Here is a 17,177-nt window from a genome sequence, read left to right on the forward strand (position 1 = left end):
TCCGAAAAAAGGAAATAACAGCCCCAAATATACAAAAAGGAAAAAAGCTCGCCATACTCTCACTCTGGAAGCATCTCCAAACCTTCCCTCTTTACCCGCATCCGCTGAATGCGCAAAATCCATTTGTCGCCGTTCATTTAAATAACTATACTTGTTCAAAAATTTTCGAGGCCACTATGAAACCTTTTCACGCCTATTTTCAGAGCATCAACGGGAACGACACCTACCCGCTAGACGAAGTTATTTACCGCAGCAAGGTCGATGGGAGCCTTCTTGAAGTACATCATGACCGCGATGCACTCGCCGAACGTTCCCCGGACGAATGGAAAAAGCTCTTTGCCGAACGCCGGATGAGTTTCAAACCCGCCGACATGAGCGGCGTCTGGAGCAAACGGGAAATGGTTCTGCCCGAAATTCCCGAAGAGGACATTGTGACTCTTCGCGAAGGTTGGAGCCCTCTGTTTGACGCCCAAGCGCTCGCTAAAGAAATCGGACTCAAAAAGCTGTGGATCAAACTCTGCGGAAATTCGCATACGGGCAGTTTTAAAGATCTCGGCATGACGGTTCTTGTCAGTCAGGTCAATTCGATGATCAAGCGCGGAAAACCGATCGACGCTGTCGCTTGCGCCAGCACGGGAGACACCTCTGCCGCCCTCTCCGCCTTTACAGCAAAAGCCGGAATTCCCAGCATCGTATTCCTTCCGCGTGGCAAAACGAGCGTCGCCCAGCTGATTCAGCCGATTTCCAACGGCAGCATCGTCTTGGCCCTCGACACCGACTTTGACGGCTGCATGAAAATCGTGCAACAGGTCACCGCCGACAACCGCATTTATCTGGCGAACTCGATGAACAGCCTCCGCGTGGAAGGACAAAAAACGATTTCTCCCGAAATCTGTCAGGAACTCGGCTGGAATGTCCCAGACACCGTCATCATTCCAGGCGGCAATTTGGGCAACGTCAGCGCGCTAGCCAAAGGATTCGACGATTGCCTCGCCATGGGACTCATCGATAAAAAGCCCCGCATCGTCCTCGCCCAAGCCGAAAACGCCAACCCGTTCTTCCAAGCGTATCAGCGCGGATTCGATAAGCTCGTTCCCGTCCACGCGAAAAAGACACTCGCGAGTGCAATTCAAATCGGTAACCCCGTCAGCTACCCGAAAGCGGAACGCGCCATCAAGAATTATAACGGCATTGTCATCGACGTTTCCGAAGACGAACTCGCGAACGCCGCAGAACGCGCCGACAAAATCGGGCTTTACGCCTGCCCGCATACCGGCGTCGCCCTAGGCGCACTTCTGAAACTCCGCGCCCAAGGTGCCATCGACAAGGACGAAGAAGTCGTCGTCATCAGCACAGCGCACGGCCTCAAATTCACCGAGTTCAAAGTCGCCTACCACAAGCAGGAACTCGAAGGAATTTCGGCAAAATATGCGAACCCGATTTTCGAAGCTCCTGCGGAACTCGGTCCGGTCATGGACATTCTCCAAAAAGAAATGGCTAACCGGAGAAGATAACCGATGATTTTGAACGCCATCTGGCTTCTGTTCTTTTTTGGAGCATTTATCGCGTGCATTGTCCAATGGCTCGCCTTGGGCAATTCGGGGATTTTCAATTCGACGATTCTCGCCGCATTCGATATGTCCAAGACGGCGTTTGAAATCGCTCTCGGGCTCACGGGCGTACTCAGCCTGTGGCTCGGCATTTTAAAAATCGGAGAAAAGGCGGGCGCCATCCAAATCCTCGCCAAACTGGTGCAGCCTTTATTTACACGGCTCTTTCCCGAAATTCCCAAAGGGCATCCCGTCTTTGGTACCATGCTCATGAACATCAGCGCCAATATGCTCGGACTGGACAATGCGGCCACCCCGATGGGACTCAAAGCCATGAAACAGCTGCAAGAACTGAATCCGAATACCGACAAAACGGTCGCCAGCGATTCGCAAATTCTGTTCCTCGTGCTGAATGCTAGCGGGCTTACCCTGATTCCCGTGAGCATCATGACATACCGGGCGCAGCTGGGCGCTGCCAATCCATCCGATATTTTTCTGCCGATTCTTCTTTCTACTTTTTTCAGTACTCTCGCCGGAATCATCGCCATCAGTTTTTTTCAAAAAATCAAGATTAAAGACCCCGTAACCCTCGCTTGGATCGCCGGACTTTCGGCACTTGTCATCGCGACTCTAGCCTACTTCAGCCGCTTAACGGCGGAAGCCCTTGGCACAACGAGTCTCTTTGTCAGCGGCATCATTCTTTTCGGCGTGATTATCATTTTTCTGGGACTGGCCATCTACAAAAAGATCCGCGCTTACGAAGCGTTTGTGGAAGGAGCCAAGGAAGGTTTTCAAACCGCTGTCATGGTCATTCCCTACCTGGTGGCAATTCTCGTCGGAGTCGCCGTATTCCGAGCAAGCGGAGCCATGGATTTGCTGATGAACGGCATCTCTCATCTTCTCGGATTTTTCGGGATCGGAAATGATGTGGTTCCCGCTTTGCCGACCGCTCTCATGAAACCCCTCAGCGGCAGCGGTTCCCGTGGCATGATGATCGATGCGATGAAAACTTTGGGGCCAGACAGCTTTGCCGGGCGTTTAAGCTGCATGTTCCAAGGTGCTGCCGATACGACTTTCTACATTATCGCGGTTTATTTTGGCTCTGTCGGTGTTCGCAAAACACGTCATGCGGTCACGTGCGCTCTTATCGCAGACCTCGTTGGCATCATCGCCGCCATTTCGATAGCCTACATATTCTTTCCGCCGATATAGGTACTTTCAAAAATCAGCGATTTGCATTAAAGCTGTCAGCAACGTGAGAAGCCCGTTTTTAAAATTCAATGCGGAAATGGGAATTATATATAATATTCCACCAAATACGCGCGATTCAAAATTTTTCGCAAGAGAGAACTTCTTTTCAAACGGGGCATTTTTCTCGCTGGCCGCTATGCTTCGCCAGTCTATGAGTCTTGGGAACTTGTTCCGTAAAAAGATTGCCGCGCTACGCTCGCAATGACGAGGTACTGGATCGGATTGCTCCGCCATTGGGAACTTTTTTCCGTCACCCCGAACCCCAGAGGGGTTATACGACACTTGTCAATTTATTGACTTAGTGGAGTTATCCTCTATGTGGATATACGACACTTGGTAACTTTGTTACCTTAGTGGAGTTATACTCGAAGTGTAGAAGCAATCCTTTTATATAAGCCCCGCTGAAATCATCGTATTCAACACCATTCATTCCTTTCCTGCGACCCTTCTTCAACATTTCACAATGTTCAAAATGATTTGCACAACGGTTTCCATACCTTCCACGCTAATGTGTTCAAAGGGACCGTGAAAACCATAACCTCCCGTTCCCAAATTGGGGCAAGGAAGTCCTTGATACGAAAGAAGTGCCCCGTCCGTTCCGCCCCGAATAAGACTATCGACAGGCTCCAAACCCGCATTGAGAATCGCTCTCCGCGCCCGTTCCAAAATTTCAGGATGCTTTTCAAGCACTGGCCGCATATTACGATAGGAATGCTTTAACCGTATGAGAACCGCAGGATTTTCCGCCGTGCCGCCGTATTTGGAATTGAAAATTTCGGCCAGTTTTTGCAAATAGCCGCAGCGAATCGCAAATTGCTTTTGATCATGATCGCGAACGATATACACCAGCTTTGCACTAGAAACATCGCCCTCCATTTGTACCAGATGATAAAAGCCTTCTCGCCCTTCCGTCATCGCAGGAGTTTCATTTTTGGGAAGTGCCATCGCAATTTCTGCAGCCATTAAAGCCGCATTTTTCATAATTCCTTTTGCGTCCCCCGGATGTACGCTTTTGCCTTTTATTTCAAAAATCGCCGTGGCGGCGTTAAAATTTTCAGAAGCTATCTCCCTTTCATCGCCACCATCTACCGTATAAGCGAATGTCGCCGGGAACAAGTTCAAATCAAAATGCTCCGTTCCCCGCCCGATTTCTTCGTCGGGGGTAAAGCAAACCCAAATTTCACCATGATGAATTTGTACGGAATCTTGATTTGCCCGCACCAGCATTTCCATTGCCGTAACGATTTCTGCTATACCCGCTTTATCGTCTGCGCCGAGAAGGGTCGTGCCATCCGTCGTAATCAAAGTGCGCCCTTTCCAATTTTTGAGTTCAGGAAATTCCGAAACTTTTAGAACAGCACCCGATCCTTTTAACAGTACATCTTCCCCATCGTAATTTTCTAAAATCTGCGGCTTTGGATTTTCACCGGAAAAATCGGGAGATGTATCCATGTGGGCAATGAATCCTATCGCTGGATTCGCTTCATCACCTGGTGTCGCAGGGAGCATTCCATAAACATAACCGTTCGCATCCATTTTCACTTGTAGCAAACCGATTTGCTGCAGCTCTTGCACCAAATAGTGCCCCAAATCCAGTTGTCCAGACGAACTAGGGCAAGTTGCCGAAGCTTCATCGGAAGTCGTCATAAAATGAATGTATTGCAAAAAACGTTCTAAAAGTGTCATCCGAATTTCCTCAAAATTCAATTTTCTTTCCAAATGCCCGTATCCCGTTGAATCACGGTCTGCTGTGCTTCGATGAGCCGTTCTTTAGAAACGATTACCGTCAAGCTGCCCGGATTTTTTTCGCTCATTTTTACTCGGGTGATGCCTGTGTAAAGAATTTGGCGATTCAGCAGCGGATGCCCTTTTCGCGACGGAAGAAACATCAAGATATTTCGGTAGCCAGAACCCTGGGACTTGTGAATGGTAATGGCGAACGCGGATTCTAGCGCATCGTTTGGAAACAGGGAAAGCAAGTAGCAAGAGTAGGCGGAACCGATTTTAACCATCAAATAATCCACGCCATCCCGGTCTTTCACCACTACACCCGAATCGCCGTTATACAGATTGAACATGGGCAAATTTTTAGTGAACATCAAAATTTGTCCTGCAAAAAATTGACCTTCCAAATCGGAAGACTCCGCTTTAATTTTTTTCCGCAGGCAGGAGCAAATGATTTGATTGATATTTTCCACCCCTTGAATTCCTTGGCGTTCCGCCGAAAGAATCCGGGCGTTTTCCGCGGCGTCCCAAAGCTTTTTCCGAACTTCATTTTCCTCTTCGTCCGGATTTTCTACAGATGGATTGACTTTTTGGGCTAACTCTGGCAAGTTGCTACAGAATTTTTCCGCCCAGCTTTGAAGCCATTGGAACAGCTCTTTTTGAATTTTCTTCGTGGACTTCGCATTCTCCCCGAGGGAAGCAAATTGAAGTGCATTTTTTTCAGACCACCAATCGGCATTCCAAATTTTCACGCCACCGCATTCCTGAAGGGACGCGTTTAATTTTTCAACACCCGAATCTTGGATTCCTTTGGCAAAACGTCCCACTTTAGAATCATCCGGGAACCGATTGGATTCCGTCAGTTCTACCACAGCATCTTTTCGGAGTCCCAGCAACTCGCCCAGAACGGCACCGGCTTCTACGGAGGGAAGCTGGTTCTTGTCGCCCAAAACGAACAAGCGAAAATCCTTTTGGGGCAAAGCTTCGAGAAATGAAGCGAAGAGAGTCACATCGATCATACTGGCTTCGTCAATGACAAAAATCGAATTTTCAGGAAGTCGGTTTTGGGCATTATAAGTAAACGCATTTTTTGCCGGAGAGAAAGAAAGCAAGCGGTGCATGGTCTGCCCGTCCACATTTTGAAATTTTTCTTCAATTTCGGGATGAGCCTCTTTTTCTGCAACTGGAATATCCTCCAGATTTTTCACTTCGCCCAAGCGGTTGGCTGCCTTGCCGCTGGGAGCCACGAAATACAAGGACCAATTCAACTTTTCCGGAGAATTTTTGAAAAGATTCCAAAGCAAAAATTGCACCACTGTCGTTTTTCCTGTCCCCGGGCCGCCTGTAATAATCAGGTTGTTTTTTTGTCCGCATAAAATGGCTTCGGCTTGCGCTTGCTTTAATTCAAAACCATCATGGCGAGACTCTTCGATGATATTTTTAATTTCCTCTTCGGATGGTTTGGATATTCCGTAAAATACGGAGCTTTCCTTTCCGAATACTTGGGAAATCGTCTCCTTGGCTTTCCAGAATTTATCGGTAAAAAGGAAGTTTTTTTTTGCTCCAGCGTATTTTTCAACAACTAGAGGAATTGAAGAAAAACGTTTCGCATTGAGGATGTCGTTTCCTTCCGGGTCTTGAATTGGAGTGTTCGCAAAATCCTGCAATTCAGAACAGCCTTTTTCAAAAATCCTCTGAAAATTCTCCGGCAAGGCTTCCACGCTGTCACCGGCATCCAATTCGTTTTTTTGCTGAACTTGCGCACCAGAAATTTTTTGAAGCCACTTGTCGCACAAATCCTTGGAATCCAGAGGAACGCAAACATTGCCCTCCGCCAACAAGGAAAAATAGACCAGCAGCGTCTTTTGCGCATTTTCCGAAAGCGGTTTTTTGTCTTTATTTTGCAGCTCGGCAAGGGTGTTCACCAATTTCAAATGCAGCGGGCGCACAAGCCCAAGATTTTTTAATTCGTTAAAAAATTTTTCCATCGATTCCGAAGGTTTCCGTTTCATTTCATCAGACATTTTAATTTTCCTCCTCGCCATTTTTTGCATTTTTCAATTTGCGATACATCAATTCTTTGACCTGTTCAAAGGCTTTTTTCAATGCGGCAAAATTTTCCCATGTTTGGGCATAAATTCCAAAGGATGTGTCCTTTTGGCATCCTCGGAAAAATACGTAATAAACACCTCCGAAGTGTTTTTCAAAAATTTCCTCTTCGCTTCCGTTATAAAAAGATTTGAGCCACTGGATGAGGCAATAGGAATATAAAACCCGCTGAACAGCATAATCGCTATCCACTTTTTCTTGAGTGCCGCTGATTTCTTCATTTCCTACGCCGTAGTTTTCCAACACATCCGATTTCCAGTCCAGAATAGAATAATACTCGCCTCGTTTGAAAAGCAAATCTATAAACCCTTTGCAATAATTTTGCAAATTCTTTTCCAAACCGTCTGCATTCATTTGAAATTCCATTTCCGCTTTGCGATTCGTCGCTGGAATTTCCCAGAGAGAAAAGTTCTTTTCAAGATAACGATTTCCTTGAATTTCCGGCAATTGGGCATTCAGCGTATTCCATACAAAATAAGCAGACTGTTTTTCCCAATCGGCGTGTTTATGAATGGCAAAGCCTTCCGATTTAAATTCTTCTTGAATCAATTTGTTGAAAGCGGTGTCGTTGGCCGCTGCTTCGGCAGATTCCAGACTTCCGATTTTTTCAAAATCCGTCAGTTCAAAAATCCGGTGCATAGCGTTTCCCAACTTGGCACCTTTGGGATAATTTCTCACTCCTTTTACCGTATTTTCTTCAACTCGACGGGCGCTGGGCGGCAAGATAGGAATTGGATTCAAGTCCACTTCGGATACTTGATTTAAAGTGCCGACACTTGTCTCGGAACCATCCGGATGGGAATTTTCCCCATTGGTGCTGACCTCATCGCTATCATTTTTTTCATTGTGGGAAAGAGAGGAATAGGAATGTTGGTAAATGGATTTTGCCGGGAGCGCATTGTTCAGTTTTTCAATGGGCGCGGAATCTTTCTCAGAGGATGTCTCTGTTTTTCCCTTTACCATTTCTTTTAAAATTTCAGAAGTCTTTTTTTTCAATTCTTGAAAATTTTCCAGAGTTGTAGCTTCTAAATCCTGGGAGTCCACAAATTTTTCATCGATATTCTGAAAATTATTTAAAAATTCCAGCCCTTTTCCCCATTTTTTATAATAGGGCAAAACCAAAAGCGATTCCGCCCGGGTGTAGGCCACATAAAAAAGTCTGCGCCATTCTTCCGTTTCTTCGGACTGGCGTTTCTGTTTTGCGAGAGTATCAAGTCCTAAAAACTTTTTGCTTTCAGAACGATAGGAATAAGGACCTTTGGCATTATTATTTTTCCCTGTGAATCCCGCCACCGAAATCACCACAGGGAATTGCAATCCCTTGGAGGCGTGAATGGTCATCACCTGCACGGCGTCAAAATCGCTGCCTTTGGACACCAGATTGCCATCTTCATCGTCTGCATTTTCTTTGGAAAGGGATAGTCCTTCCAAGTGCTTGACAAGTTCATCCAAGCCAGAAGCATTTTTGTACAGGTAGTCAAAAATGTAAGAACCGATTTGCTGGATTTTAGCAAAAGCCTGCAACTTGGAGGCTTCGCAAAGATACTTGTCGATTTGAGTGTCTTTGTAAATCTGCTCTTGCAACTGGGCGTAGCGTCTCTTTTTTAAAAGAGCTTTCCATTTCAAAAATTTTCCTATTTCCGGATTGTTGGGCTTGGCAAAATCCTGAGAATCCACCTCTTTAAGTTTGTAACGGAAAAAATCCGTCACCAGAGCTGTTTTTAAAAGTTGCTGGTTCTTGCCCGAAAAATCCGGAGCCGCCAACGCTTTTAAAAGCGTTATCCATTCAAAAGCTTCGCGGCCTTTGAACAAATTGGAATCCTTATAACGCACAAAGGGAATGCCCGCTTGCCTCATGGCAGATTCTATCCATTCCAATTCCGTTCGTGTCCGCGCTAATACAGCGATATGGGAAAAGCGGAGATTTTCATGTTTATTTTTTTCTTTGTTAAAATACTGAAACGCTGTTTTAGAATCTTTCATTGCCATCAGCTGAAGGATTTTTTGAACAGCAAAGTGGGCAAAGTTTTCTTTGGTTGCGTTTGTCGCCCAGCAAATCGGTTTGTAAGCTTCTTCGTTTATTTTTGGAGGAGATACCCGTTCCGAATACTTTGATGATTTAAAATCAATGTCCGTAAAATAATTTCCCGAAAAAAGCGCATTGCAAGCTTCAACCATTTCATTTGTAGAACGGTAATTTGTCGCCAGACGATAGGGATTTTCTTGGCAAATCGCATTTCGTGCAGACTTGTAAACCTCCAAATCCGCTCCCTGAAAAGAATAGATGGATTGCTTCGGGTCGCCTACAACGATGATGTAATTTTCACTGCTATCCAGAAAAACCGTTTTGAAAATATCCCACTGATTTTGGTTTGTATCCTGAAATTCATCCACAATGGCATAGGTGTAATTCTCCCGCAATTTTTGACAAAGCGGGGTGGGCGTTTCTGCGTTTTCCGAGACAACCGCATCGCGAACTTGTTCAATCATATCGTTAAAAGATTGCTGCTTATTTTCTAACTTTTGCCGCTGGAATTTATCGTAAGCATCGCGGATGTGGGTAGCGACAAAATGGTTCATCGGATTGGATTCAAATAGGTTTTCTTTCTGTCGATGTTCATAGAAATACGCCAAAGCTTCATTTAGTTCAGGAGTATCTGTAGGAACTTTTAACTCCGTTCCAAGGCTTGTGAAATTCGATGAATTTTTCTCTTGAATTTTTTCAACAAGAGCCTTCACTTGAATCGATTGCGATTTTCCTTTTGCTCGATAACTTTTACCCTCATTCTTCTGAAGAATTTCCCAGTTTCTTTTCAATTCTGGATTTTTTTCAAGGCAATCATCAAAATTTTTCGGTGGAATTATGATTTCCATTTTCCCATCATAATTTTTAAGAGCGTTTGCCAAGGTTTCTTGAATGGTTTTTAAATTGACTTTTGGCGAATCATCCTTTTGCAATTCCGCCAGTTCTTCCGCCCAATCATCCCGCATTAATTTGTCCATAAAAAGACTGACAGCGTCATCGCTTACCATATTCAACGCAAAGGGAACGTTGGATTCATAAGCGAAATCTCGGAGGGTCTTTTGGCAAAAGGAATGAATCGTTCCAATGGATGCCGTATCGACTTCGGAAAGTGCTTTGGCAAATTTTCCCTTTAAATTTTGATTTTGTAAGCCCTCTTGCATTTCTGCGCGAATGCGATCACGAAGTTCACCGGCGGCTTTTTCCGTATAAGTCACCAGCAGAATTTTAGAAAGAGGAACGCCAGATTCCACCAGTTTGGCGACGATCTTCCGGATGGTATATGTCTTGCCTGTGCCCGCAGATGCTTCAATGCAAAGATTTTTCTGCGGTTCAAAATTTTCTATAGCAAATGAATTTTCGTTTTTCTTTTCGTCAGTCATTGCTTATTTCCCTTTTTTATTTTCCGCTTTTTCAAAATCAAAATCGGGGAGAAGTTTTTTCATTTTCTCTTTTCCTTCCATCCAGACGGTGGAAAAATTGGTCCTTTCCTCTTCTGAATAAATTCCCGAATCGTAAAGGTCGAATAAATCCTTTCCGGCAAAATATTTCCATTCATCGGCATTGGATAATTCTTCTTTGAATTTCGCAATGGATTCAACGGATTTTTGACGTAAAGAAAAAGGGAAAATTCCACGATAGGATTGAACATTCATTTCGTTGTAAATGTTTTGAAGAATTTCCGTTGCCTTGGCGGAACGACTCGCTTCGTTTTCGAGAACAATCTTTTCTTTAAATTCAATTTCATTTTTATCCTTCACAGAATAAACACGGATTTTCACCTGTTTTCCTTCCCGAACTAGAGCTAGTGCCGCTGCGTAATTTTCCAAATAATCCTTATCTTTAAAGCTCCTGTTTTTTACGCTGATAAGCTCCACTTCATTCCCCTTGCATGCCACAATGGCTACATTTCCTACAAGGGTCCAAGGTTTCTCTTCGCCATTATTTTGTTGAAGAATATGACATTCCACTTTGCACGGCAAGAATTTCCACCCCTCATCCTGATAATCGTCTTTGATTTTAGAAGCAAATTCTTCTGCTTTTTTTTTCAATTTTTCCCAAATCAAATCGCCAAAGGGTACCGCTGGAATTTTTCCTGCAAGGATGAGTTTTTCCTTATCCAGCATTTCCTTTTCCGTCAAGGCAATTCCCAATTTCTGGGACACCAGCGCCTTTAGCCAAGAGCTGTTCTCCAAGGCGTTCAATTCAATGGGCTCCATTGGGATTTTTTCGGGATTTTCTTCTGTATTTTCCAATCCTAAAAGCTTGTTCACCTGAAATGCAAAGGGAAATTCTAAAAATTGCCGAATGGAATAAGCTGTAACCATTTCTGGAAGGTTCTTTCTTTCCAGATGATTTTCAGAGTTTTCTTGAGAATGGATATTTTCGACTTTACTTTGCAGCCTGTTTTCCTGGTTAAATTTTTCTCGGGTCATTTTGTTGCGGTGTTCCCGGGCTGTAAACAATTCTGAACTCGGGCGTGTTTCATCAATGTCTATTTTGATCTCTGGCAGCAATTTTTCTGCTTTAGACAACTCTTTCGAAAGGTTTGGCAGTCTATTCAAAGCCTTTTGCAACGCCTCTTTCAAATCGTTCACCACCGAAGAAGGATAAAGTTCCTCGTCCTTTGGCAAATACATATTCTGGTAGCTGATGTGGAAACTCTCGCCGGTACTCATCAGCTGGCAAAGAAACGCGTAGCGATTTTTTTCAACGGGAGTATCGTCCCCCTTCCAAGGCAAGTTCTTTCGCAAATCCAAAGAATCAAAAGATTGCGCGCCTGGAAAATCTTTTGCATTGGCTCCCATAAAAAAGAGGTGCTTTACGGGAATTGTTCGGTTCGGCGCGAATTTCATAAAGGTAACCCCGTTGATAAAGGGACTTCCGTAGCTGTATTCCGAAGACTGCGCCGCATTTTGTAAAACCTGCGAAATCAAATTCCACGAAATACTTTCCCGATTCAACGCAAACAGATACTTCAAATCTTCAAAAGCCTTGAGAACACTCTGTAAGACTATCGTTTCTCCGGTCAGATGCTTCGGCGGATTAGGCATTGAAAGCCAGGAATTCAAGAACTCCCGAAAAGAATGGAGAATTTCAAAATCTTCTCCTTGCAATTCCGGCATTTGAATCCAATTTTCCAAGGATTCCACCGCATCTGCAAAACGGTTGAGTGTGCCGTCATCGGCACTTTGCATATCTGCATAGGGCATATATTCGCCGACACAGTTGTCCGTCAATCGGGAAAGCAGCAGACGTTTGACGCCATCCAGCCAATCTTCTTTTGCATTGGATTTTTCCGTATGGTCCCGATAAACGTTCATTCCAGAAATCCATTTTTCCCAATAGGAAATCTCATTGGGGTCAATTCCTCGGGCTTCTTGCACAACGGGATTTCGCATCAGGGCGAAAAATTCTAAACGGCTAAGAGCTTTTTTCTTTTTGACGGCAAATAAGTTTGCCAGTGCGTTTCCCACAAAGGAAGTTTGCGCATCCGAATCCACAATGACAAAGGGGAGATGAACGCCTTCTTCGCTTCCTTTTTCGCATTGATCAAAAACCTGTTGAATTGCGGAACGATAATCCGACAGCTGGGGACACACCACCAAAATGTCGCGAATGCTGGCCCCTTCAAGCAGCAACTGGCAAATTCGAGAATGAATAGCCTCCACTTCACGAATCGGGTTGGGGGCGGCGGTTAAAGTCAGCGAAGAATCGCATTTGGGTTCAAACTCTTCGGAAAATTGATTATCCCGATGGGCGACCATCCGCTGGATTTCGGAAAGCAGCGTTTTTTCTTTTCTATTCAGAGCTTCTTTTTCTTCGCCATAAAGTTCCAAAGTTTCTTTATAAGGCGCCTGCGTTTTTACCTCTTCGCCAAAACCGCCTTGATAATCGTCTGCAAGGCACCAAAGCCCGATGTTGTCCCGACCGGCGCGCCCCCAGGCCCTCAGCAGCTCGTTTTCCGTCGTGCCCAAATTCTCCGAATCATCACTGGCGTTTCCATTGGCATTGTAAAAAGTCTTGATATCAATTTTCTTTCCCGGCAAATCCTCCCAAAATTCCATGCAAGGATTCTGGATGTAAGCAAAAACTTCATGATTTTTGGCGAAGTCCTGCAAAACCACCCGATAAAATTGCCCCATGCCCGAAAGCCCCAAAATAAAAACGGGCTTGTCTTGGGGAAAAAGAAACTCCGTCTTGCCATTTTTTTGGCAAGCCTTATACATGAAAGGCAACGTTAAATAGGTATTTTGGGAATCCACCTTTTTAAAAGCTTCCGTCAGCAAGGATTCCGAATTGCCGTTTTGCCTGTGAAAAATTTTCGAGTAAAGTTGGCGTTCCCAACTTTCGTTTTCCATCTCCTTTTTGTTTTTATCCAAAAAGAAAGATTGCAAATTTCCTTCTTTCCAACAGTCCAAAATACCGTTGGCACCGCTCAAAAAATTGCTGGGGCGACTGGTTTCATATTCCAAAAAAAGAGTCGCCATCTTGCTGGAAAAATCAAACAGGCGCAAATCGTCCAATTTCCATTGAATGGTGCTTTCGGATTCCGTGTGCTTAATAAATAGATATTCGGCAACTTTTTCATCCAGTTCTTCGACCACTTTCTTTTTATTTCCATAAAATTTTTCGGCATTGCCCTGAAGATTTCCGCTGAACGCTAAATTTTGAATGTATGCCACAATCACATTGCGGAGCATATCCGCAGACAATTTTTTTCGAATCGTTGTTTCCCCGTCCGAATTTTCAATCGGCTCATCACCCCCCAGAATTTCAAACAAAAAGCGATCCAGCGACTTTCGATTCAAATTTGCCAAAACGCCTTTCTTTTCGGTCCATTTCAAGCGGAACCATTGCTCCAGCTTATAATCCGAAAAAATCAGAACCGGCGCATCGAAGGGATTCTTCCATTTCTTGGAAATTTCGTCAATCATTTCATCGGCTATGGTATCCAAGTTAAGAGCGAATTTCAGGTGTAAAGCCATAAACTTCCTTCAATTTTATATTCAATCCTTCATTTTTATAAAACAAAGATAATCTATTTATTCTGTCACCTTTTGACAAAATGCAGATTTTTTTAACCCGTGAATTCAAATCATTAATGAAACACCCTGATGGTTTGGTTTGCATCTAAAAACTTGAATCTCCAAAAGTTGCGTATGGAACAGACCAATTTCAAAGATACCCAATATCTGCGTATCTGAAGGCCGCAAGCTGTATGACCATAGCGTATGGAGTGAAGTTGACGAGCTGCTTTGCTAGAACCTTAGCCCGAAATAGTCGTCTGGACGTTTAAAACTCCAAAGGAAGCCTGCGTCATCTCTAGAAGTCGTTTATCAGCACGTGTGGAGAGACAAAAGATTGCCCCTTCCCGAGTGCGTTTTATGCTCCTGCGGCACCTTTTAACAAGTAGAATGATGTATATTTTGAACGACATAGGTTGCTACCGACTTGAAAAAGCCTGTAATAATCGCTTGGTTTTAGAGTTAATGCTCTTATTCTCGCGTCCTTAAAACACGACCAAAGTTTTACGCAATAAGAATAAGGCTTACAACGCACACCCGAATTAGGGCGTGGGTCGTTTGCTTGTTACAAAAGACAATATTCTCGATGATATTGCAAATAAGGCAAGTGACCTTCTTCTAAATGAACGAGTCTTAAGGACGAAGTTAAATTAAAAATTCTTTTATCCTCATTTGATAAAAACTCGGAAAAAATAATTTTTCCTGTTTTTGAAAAAGAGATGTAACCTCTATCGAATAATTTATCCATATTCGGAATCAGCAATAAACCATTATATATATCCAATCTCTGAAGATTGTTTGCTTTTCTCCAAGGCATTATATGCGAAGCCATTAAGAGAGAGTAATTTTGACATTCTGTGACGGAACATCCTTTCCAATATTCAATGAGTTTTTGACGAAATAAGCCTTGTCCAATTCGGTTCTGTCAAATAAACTGTGTCATTTAGTTTTTGTTAGCTAAAAAAAGAGCTTTGAAATTTCAAAATTGAAGAAGCGAAAAGCAAAATCAAAGCGATGTTTTTTCAACTCGATTTTGTCTTTGCGACAACTTCAAATTTCTCCTTTTGAAGCAATTCAAATATAACAAGAAATGATAAAATTATCATTCCTTGTTTGAAAAAAAATCATCCAATTAAAGTTTTTGTGTTTCCGTTTGGGGGCGGAGAAAATTCATTTTGGAATTTGATTTAAGTTGAGTGGATTAAATCTTTGACCAAAAAGAATCGATAATTTTTGTACGCAAGTTGTCCAGTTTTGCAATGGCTTTTTCCACTTCTTTTTGATATTTCGATACGCCAAGTACACGAATTTTACAAGCGAGTCATCATTTGGAAACAGACCTTTTGTTTTTGTCACTTTTCGAATTTGGCGATGATAACCTTCGACAGTATTTGTCGTATAAATAATGCGACGAATTTCACTTGGATAATCAAAATAACACGAAAGTTTATCCCATTTTTCTTTCCAAGATTGAATGACGATTGGATATTTTTTTGCCCAATTTTCTTCTAATTTTTTTAGTGCAATTTCGGCTTCCGTTTTGGTCGATGCCGCATAAACTAACTTCAGTTCTTTCAAAAATTCTTTTTGTGATTTTGCGTTAATGTACTTGAGTGAATTTCGAATTTGATGCACTACACACAACTGAACATTGGTCTTTGGAAACACGGATTCTATTGCGTCCGGAAAGCCTGAAAGTCCGTCTACACAAGCGATGAGAATGTCTTCCACTCCGCGATTTTTCAAATCGGAAAGGACTTGCATCCAGAATTTTGCACCCTCGCTTTGCGACACATACATGCCTAGCAAATCTTTGTAACCATTTGAATCAACACCGATGACATTGTAAATTGCTCGCGTTGTTACGATGCCTGATTCATCTTTTACTTTGTAATGAATTGCGTCCATCCAAACGATGGGATAAACCGTTTCTAAACGTCTCGTTCTCCATTCGTTAATCTCTGGCCACACGCGTTCTGTGATGTTGCTAATGGTATCGGCTGAAATGTATTCGCCAAAATCATCTTCCAAATATTTTTGAATATCGCGCATACTTTGTCCGAGTCCGTAAAGGCCGATAATTCGGTCTGCAAGACCTTCGGCAAGCACGGTTTGACGTTTCTTCACAATCTCAGGATTAAAGCTTCCTTCGCGGTCTCTAGGCGTGTTTATTTGGACTGCTCCGTATGCCGTTTTTATCTCTTTCGGCATTTTCCCATTGCGCCGATTTTCTCGATTTTCGGGCTTTGTTTTTTCCAAATGAACATCCATTTCCGCTTCTAATGCAGCATTCAAAAAATCTTCCAATACTTGGTGAAATGCTCCGTCTTTGCCAAAAATTGGCTTTCCTGTTTTGAACTGAGATGCTGCTTTTTTGATCATCTCTTTATATTCTTCGTGTGTCATCATAGTTCCTCAATTTACATCATTTTTCAAATGATGCTTGGTGGTGAATGACACAGTTTTATGGATAGAGTCTCCAATTCTTGATTTTATTATAGCATCTTTTTCTGTTATATCAAGAGAACGATCATTGTTAATGTGGCTGTTTTCTGACAGAATTGAATCTTCAATTTTTTTCTTGTAATCCGAATTTATATATTCGGCGAAACGTTTTAAACCAGAAACGATATCGCTAACGCCTTTTAATGTGTTATATCGATCCCGCTCAGAAATCGTTTGCTTTAATTCGTTTGCGATGTCCGATATTTTATCAAACGTTAGGGTCCCATCTAATTTATAAAAATGGGATATATATCGTAATCTTGTTATATAGTCGTGGTATGTTTGCCGATTTTTGAAAAGATTGTTGTCTACCATATAGTTAAAAAAATCGGTCTGTTCGTTAATGAAATCTTTTTCAAACGACATACAATAAATTTCCTTTATTTGTCGACTTTCGCAATATCGACAAAGGGTATTGCGTTGTTGATGCTCAGGTCTTGAAGGCATGGGAATATGGCGTTCCTCAAAGTCGCGAGCGTGTTGTTTTCATTGGCATTTCTAGAAAGTACGCTAATCCCAAAATTCTTGCCGACATAGAAAAGAATTCTGAAAAATCGCCGTATTATCCGTACCCGATAAAGACGCATGGAGAAGGTCTTCAAAAAATCGTCACCTGCAAGGATGCCTTCGTTGGGTTGAAAGAGCCTGACGAAAGCTCCGATGCAGCACAACAAGCTTATTCAAAAGCGAAATACTATGGCAAAATGCAGGGCAGTTCCGAAATCGATATGGATGGCATCGGCCCTACAATTCGTAGCGAACATCATGGAAACATTGAATATCGCCGGCTGAACGTAGAACATGGTGGCAAGCATGATGAAGAACTGAAAAAAGGTTTGCCAGAACGTCGCTTGAGTGTTCGTGAGTGTGCAAGAATACAGACTTTCCCGGATGATTATGAATTCATCTTTAATGACGGAACAAATAAAGGCAACCACTAAAAATAGCATAGAACGCCGTCATTCCGGCATTTTAATGTCGATTTAT

11 protein-coding genes are annotated in these 17,177 nt (G+C 43.1%); 3 read left to right on the plus strand and 8 right to left on the minus strand.

What is annotated here, in order from left to right; all coding sequences use genetic code 11:
* The first annotated feature begins 176 nt into the window (after positions 1 to 176).
* Both thrC and BGX14_RS04340 read left to right on the plus strand, forming a co-directional pair.
* Entirely contained in the window at positions 177 to 1,514 is a 1,338-nt protein-coding gene (gene thrC / locus BGX14_RS04335; protein WP_095879168.1) for a threonine synthase, read from the plus strand.
* A 3-nt stretch (positions 1,515 to 1,517) separates the two neighbouring features.
* On the plus strand, positions 1,518 to 2,762 hold the full coding sequence (locus tag BGX14_RS04340; protein ID WP_073303799.1) for a nucleoside recognition domain-containing protein: 1,245 nt from the start codon (positions 1,518 to 1,520) through the stop codon (positions 2,760 to 2,762).
* 6 nt (positions 2,763 to 2,768) lie between these two features.
* Here BGX14_RS04340 and BGX14_RS15490 read toward each other — a convergent pair whose 3' ends face one another.
* The 8 genes from BGX14_RS15490 to BGX14_RS04380 form a co-directional block, all read right to left on the minus strand.
* A complete protein-coding gene (locus BGX14_RS15490) occupies positions 2,769 to 3,035 on the minus strand; it encodes a hypothetical protein (RefSeq protein ID WP_143159364.1) in 267 nt (88 codons plus the stop codon).
* Between the two features lie 216 nt (positions 3,036 to 3,251).
* Entirely contained in the window at positions 3,252 to 4,487 is a 1,236-nt protein-coding gene (gene pepT / locus BGX14_RS04350) for a peptidase T (RefSeq protein WP_073303793.1), read from the minus strand.
* 17 nt (positions 4,488 to 4,504) lie between these two features.
* The gene (locus tag BGX14_RS04355) at positions 4,505 to 6,550 is read right to left on the minus strand and encodes an ATP-dependent RecD-like DNA helicase (RefSeq protein WP_158223232.1); all 2,046 of its coding nucleotides are present in this window, start codon (positions 6,548 to 6,550) and stop codon (positions 4,505 to 4,507) included.
* A gap of 1 nt (position 6,551) precedes the next feature.
* The gene (locus tag BGX14_RS04360; RefSeq protein ID WP_095879170.1) at positions 6,552 to 10,040 is read right to left on the minus strand and encodes an exodeoxyribonuclease V subunit beta; all 3,489 of its coding nucleotides are present in this window, start codon (positions 10,038 to 10,040) and stop codon (positions 6,552 to 6,554) included.
* Positions 10,041 to 10,043: 3 nt separating this feature from the next.
* Positions 10,044 to 13,646 carry an exodeoxyribonuclease V subunit gamma gene (locus BGX14_RS04365; protein WP_095879171.1) on the minus strand — a complete coding sequence of 1,201 codons (3,603 nt, stop codon included), beginning with the start codon at positions 13,644 to 13,646 and terminating at the stop codon, positions 10,044 to 10,046.
* A 604-nt stretch (positions 13,647 to 14,250) separates the two neighbouring features.
* Positions 14,251 to 14,517: an HNH endonuclease gene (locus BGX14_RS16450; protein WP_073303781.1), complete on the minus strand. Its 267-nt coding sequence runs from the start codon at positions 14,515 to 14,517 to the stop codon at positions 14,251 to 14,253.
* Positions 14,518 to 14,855: 338 nt separating this feature from the next.
* Positions 14,856 to 16,094 carry an IS256 family transposase gene (locus BGX14_RS04375; protein ID WP_369833004.1) on the minus strand — a complete coding sequence of 413 codons (1,239 nt, stop codon included), beginning with the start codon at positions 16,092 to 16,094 and terminating at the stop codon, positions 14,856 to 14,858.
* Between the two features lie 6 nt (positions 16,095 to 16,100).
* Positions 16,101 to 16,556 (minus strand): hypothetical protein, encoded by a 456-nt coding sequence (locus BGX14_RS04380; protein WP_095879172.1) that lies wholly within the window; start codon positions 16,554 to 16,556, stop codon positions 16,101 to 16,103.
* Positions 16,557 to 16,591: 35 nt separating this feature from the next.
* On the opposite strand from BGX14_RS04380, the gene BGX14_RS04385 reads away from it, so the two are divergent.
* Positions 16,592 to 17,131 carry a DNA cytosine methyltransferase gene (locus BGX14_RS04385; RefSeq protein WP_095879173.1) on the plus strand — a complete coding sequence of 180 codons (540 nt, stop codon included), beginning with the start codon at positions 16,592 to 16,594 and terminating at the stop codon, positions 17,129 to 17,131.
* The last annotated feature ends 46 nt before the right edge of the window (positions 17,132 to 17,177 follow it).

The sequence above is a fragment of the Fibrobacter sp. UWS1 genome, assembly GCF_002300445.1.
Classification (GTDB): Bacteria; Fibrobacterota; Fibrobacteria; order Fibrobacterales; family Fibrobacteraceae; genus Hallerella; species Hallerella intestinalis.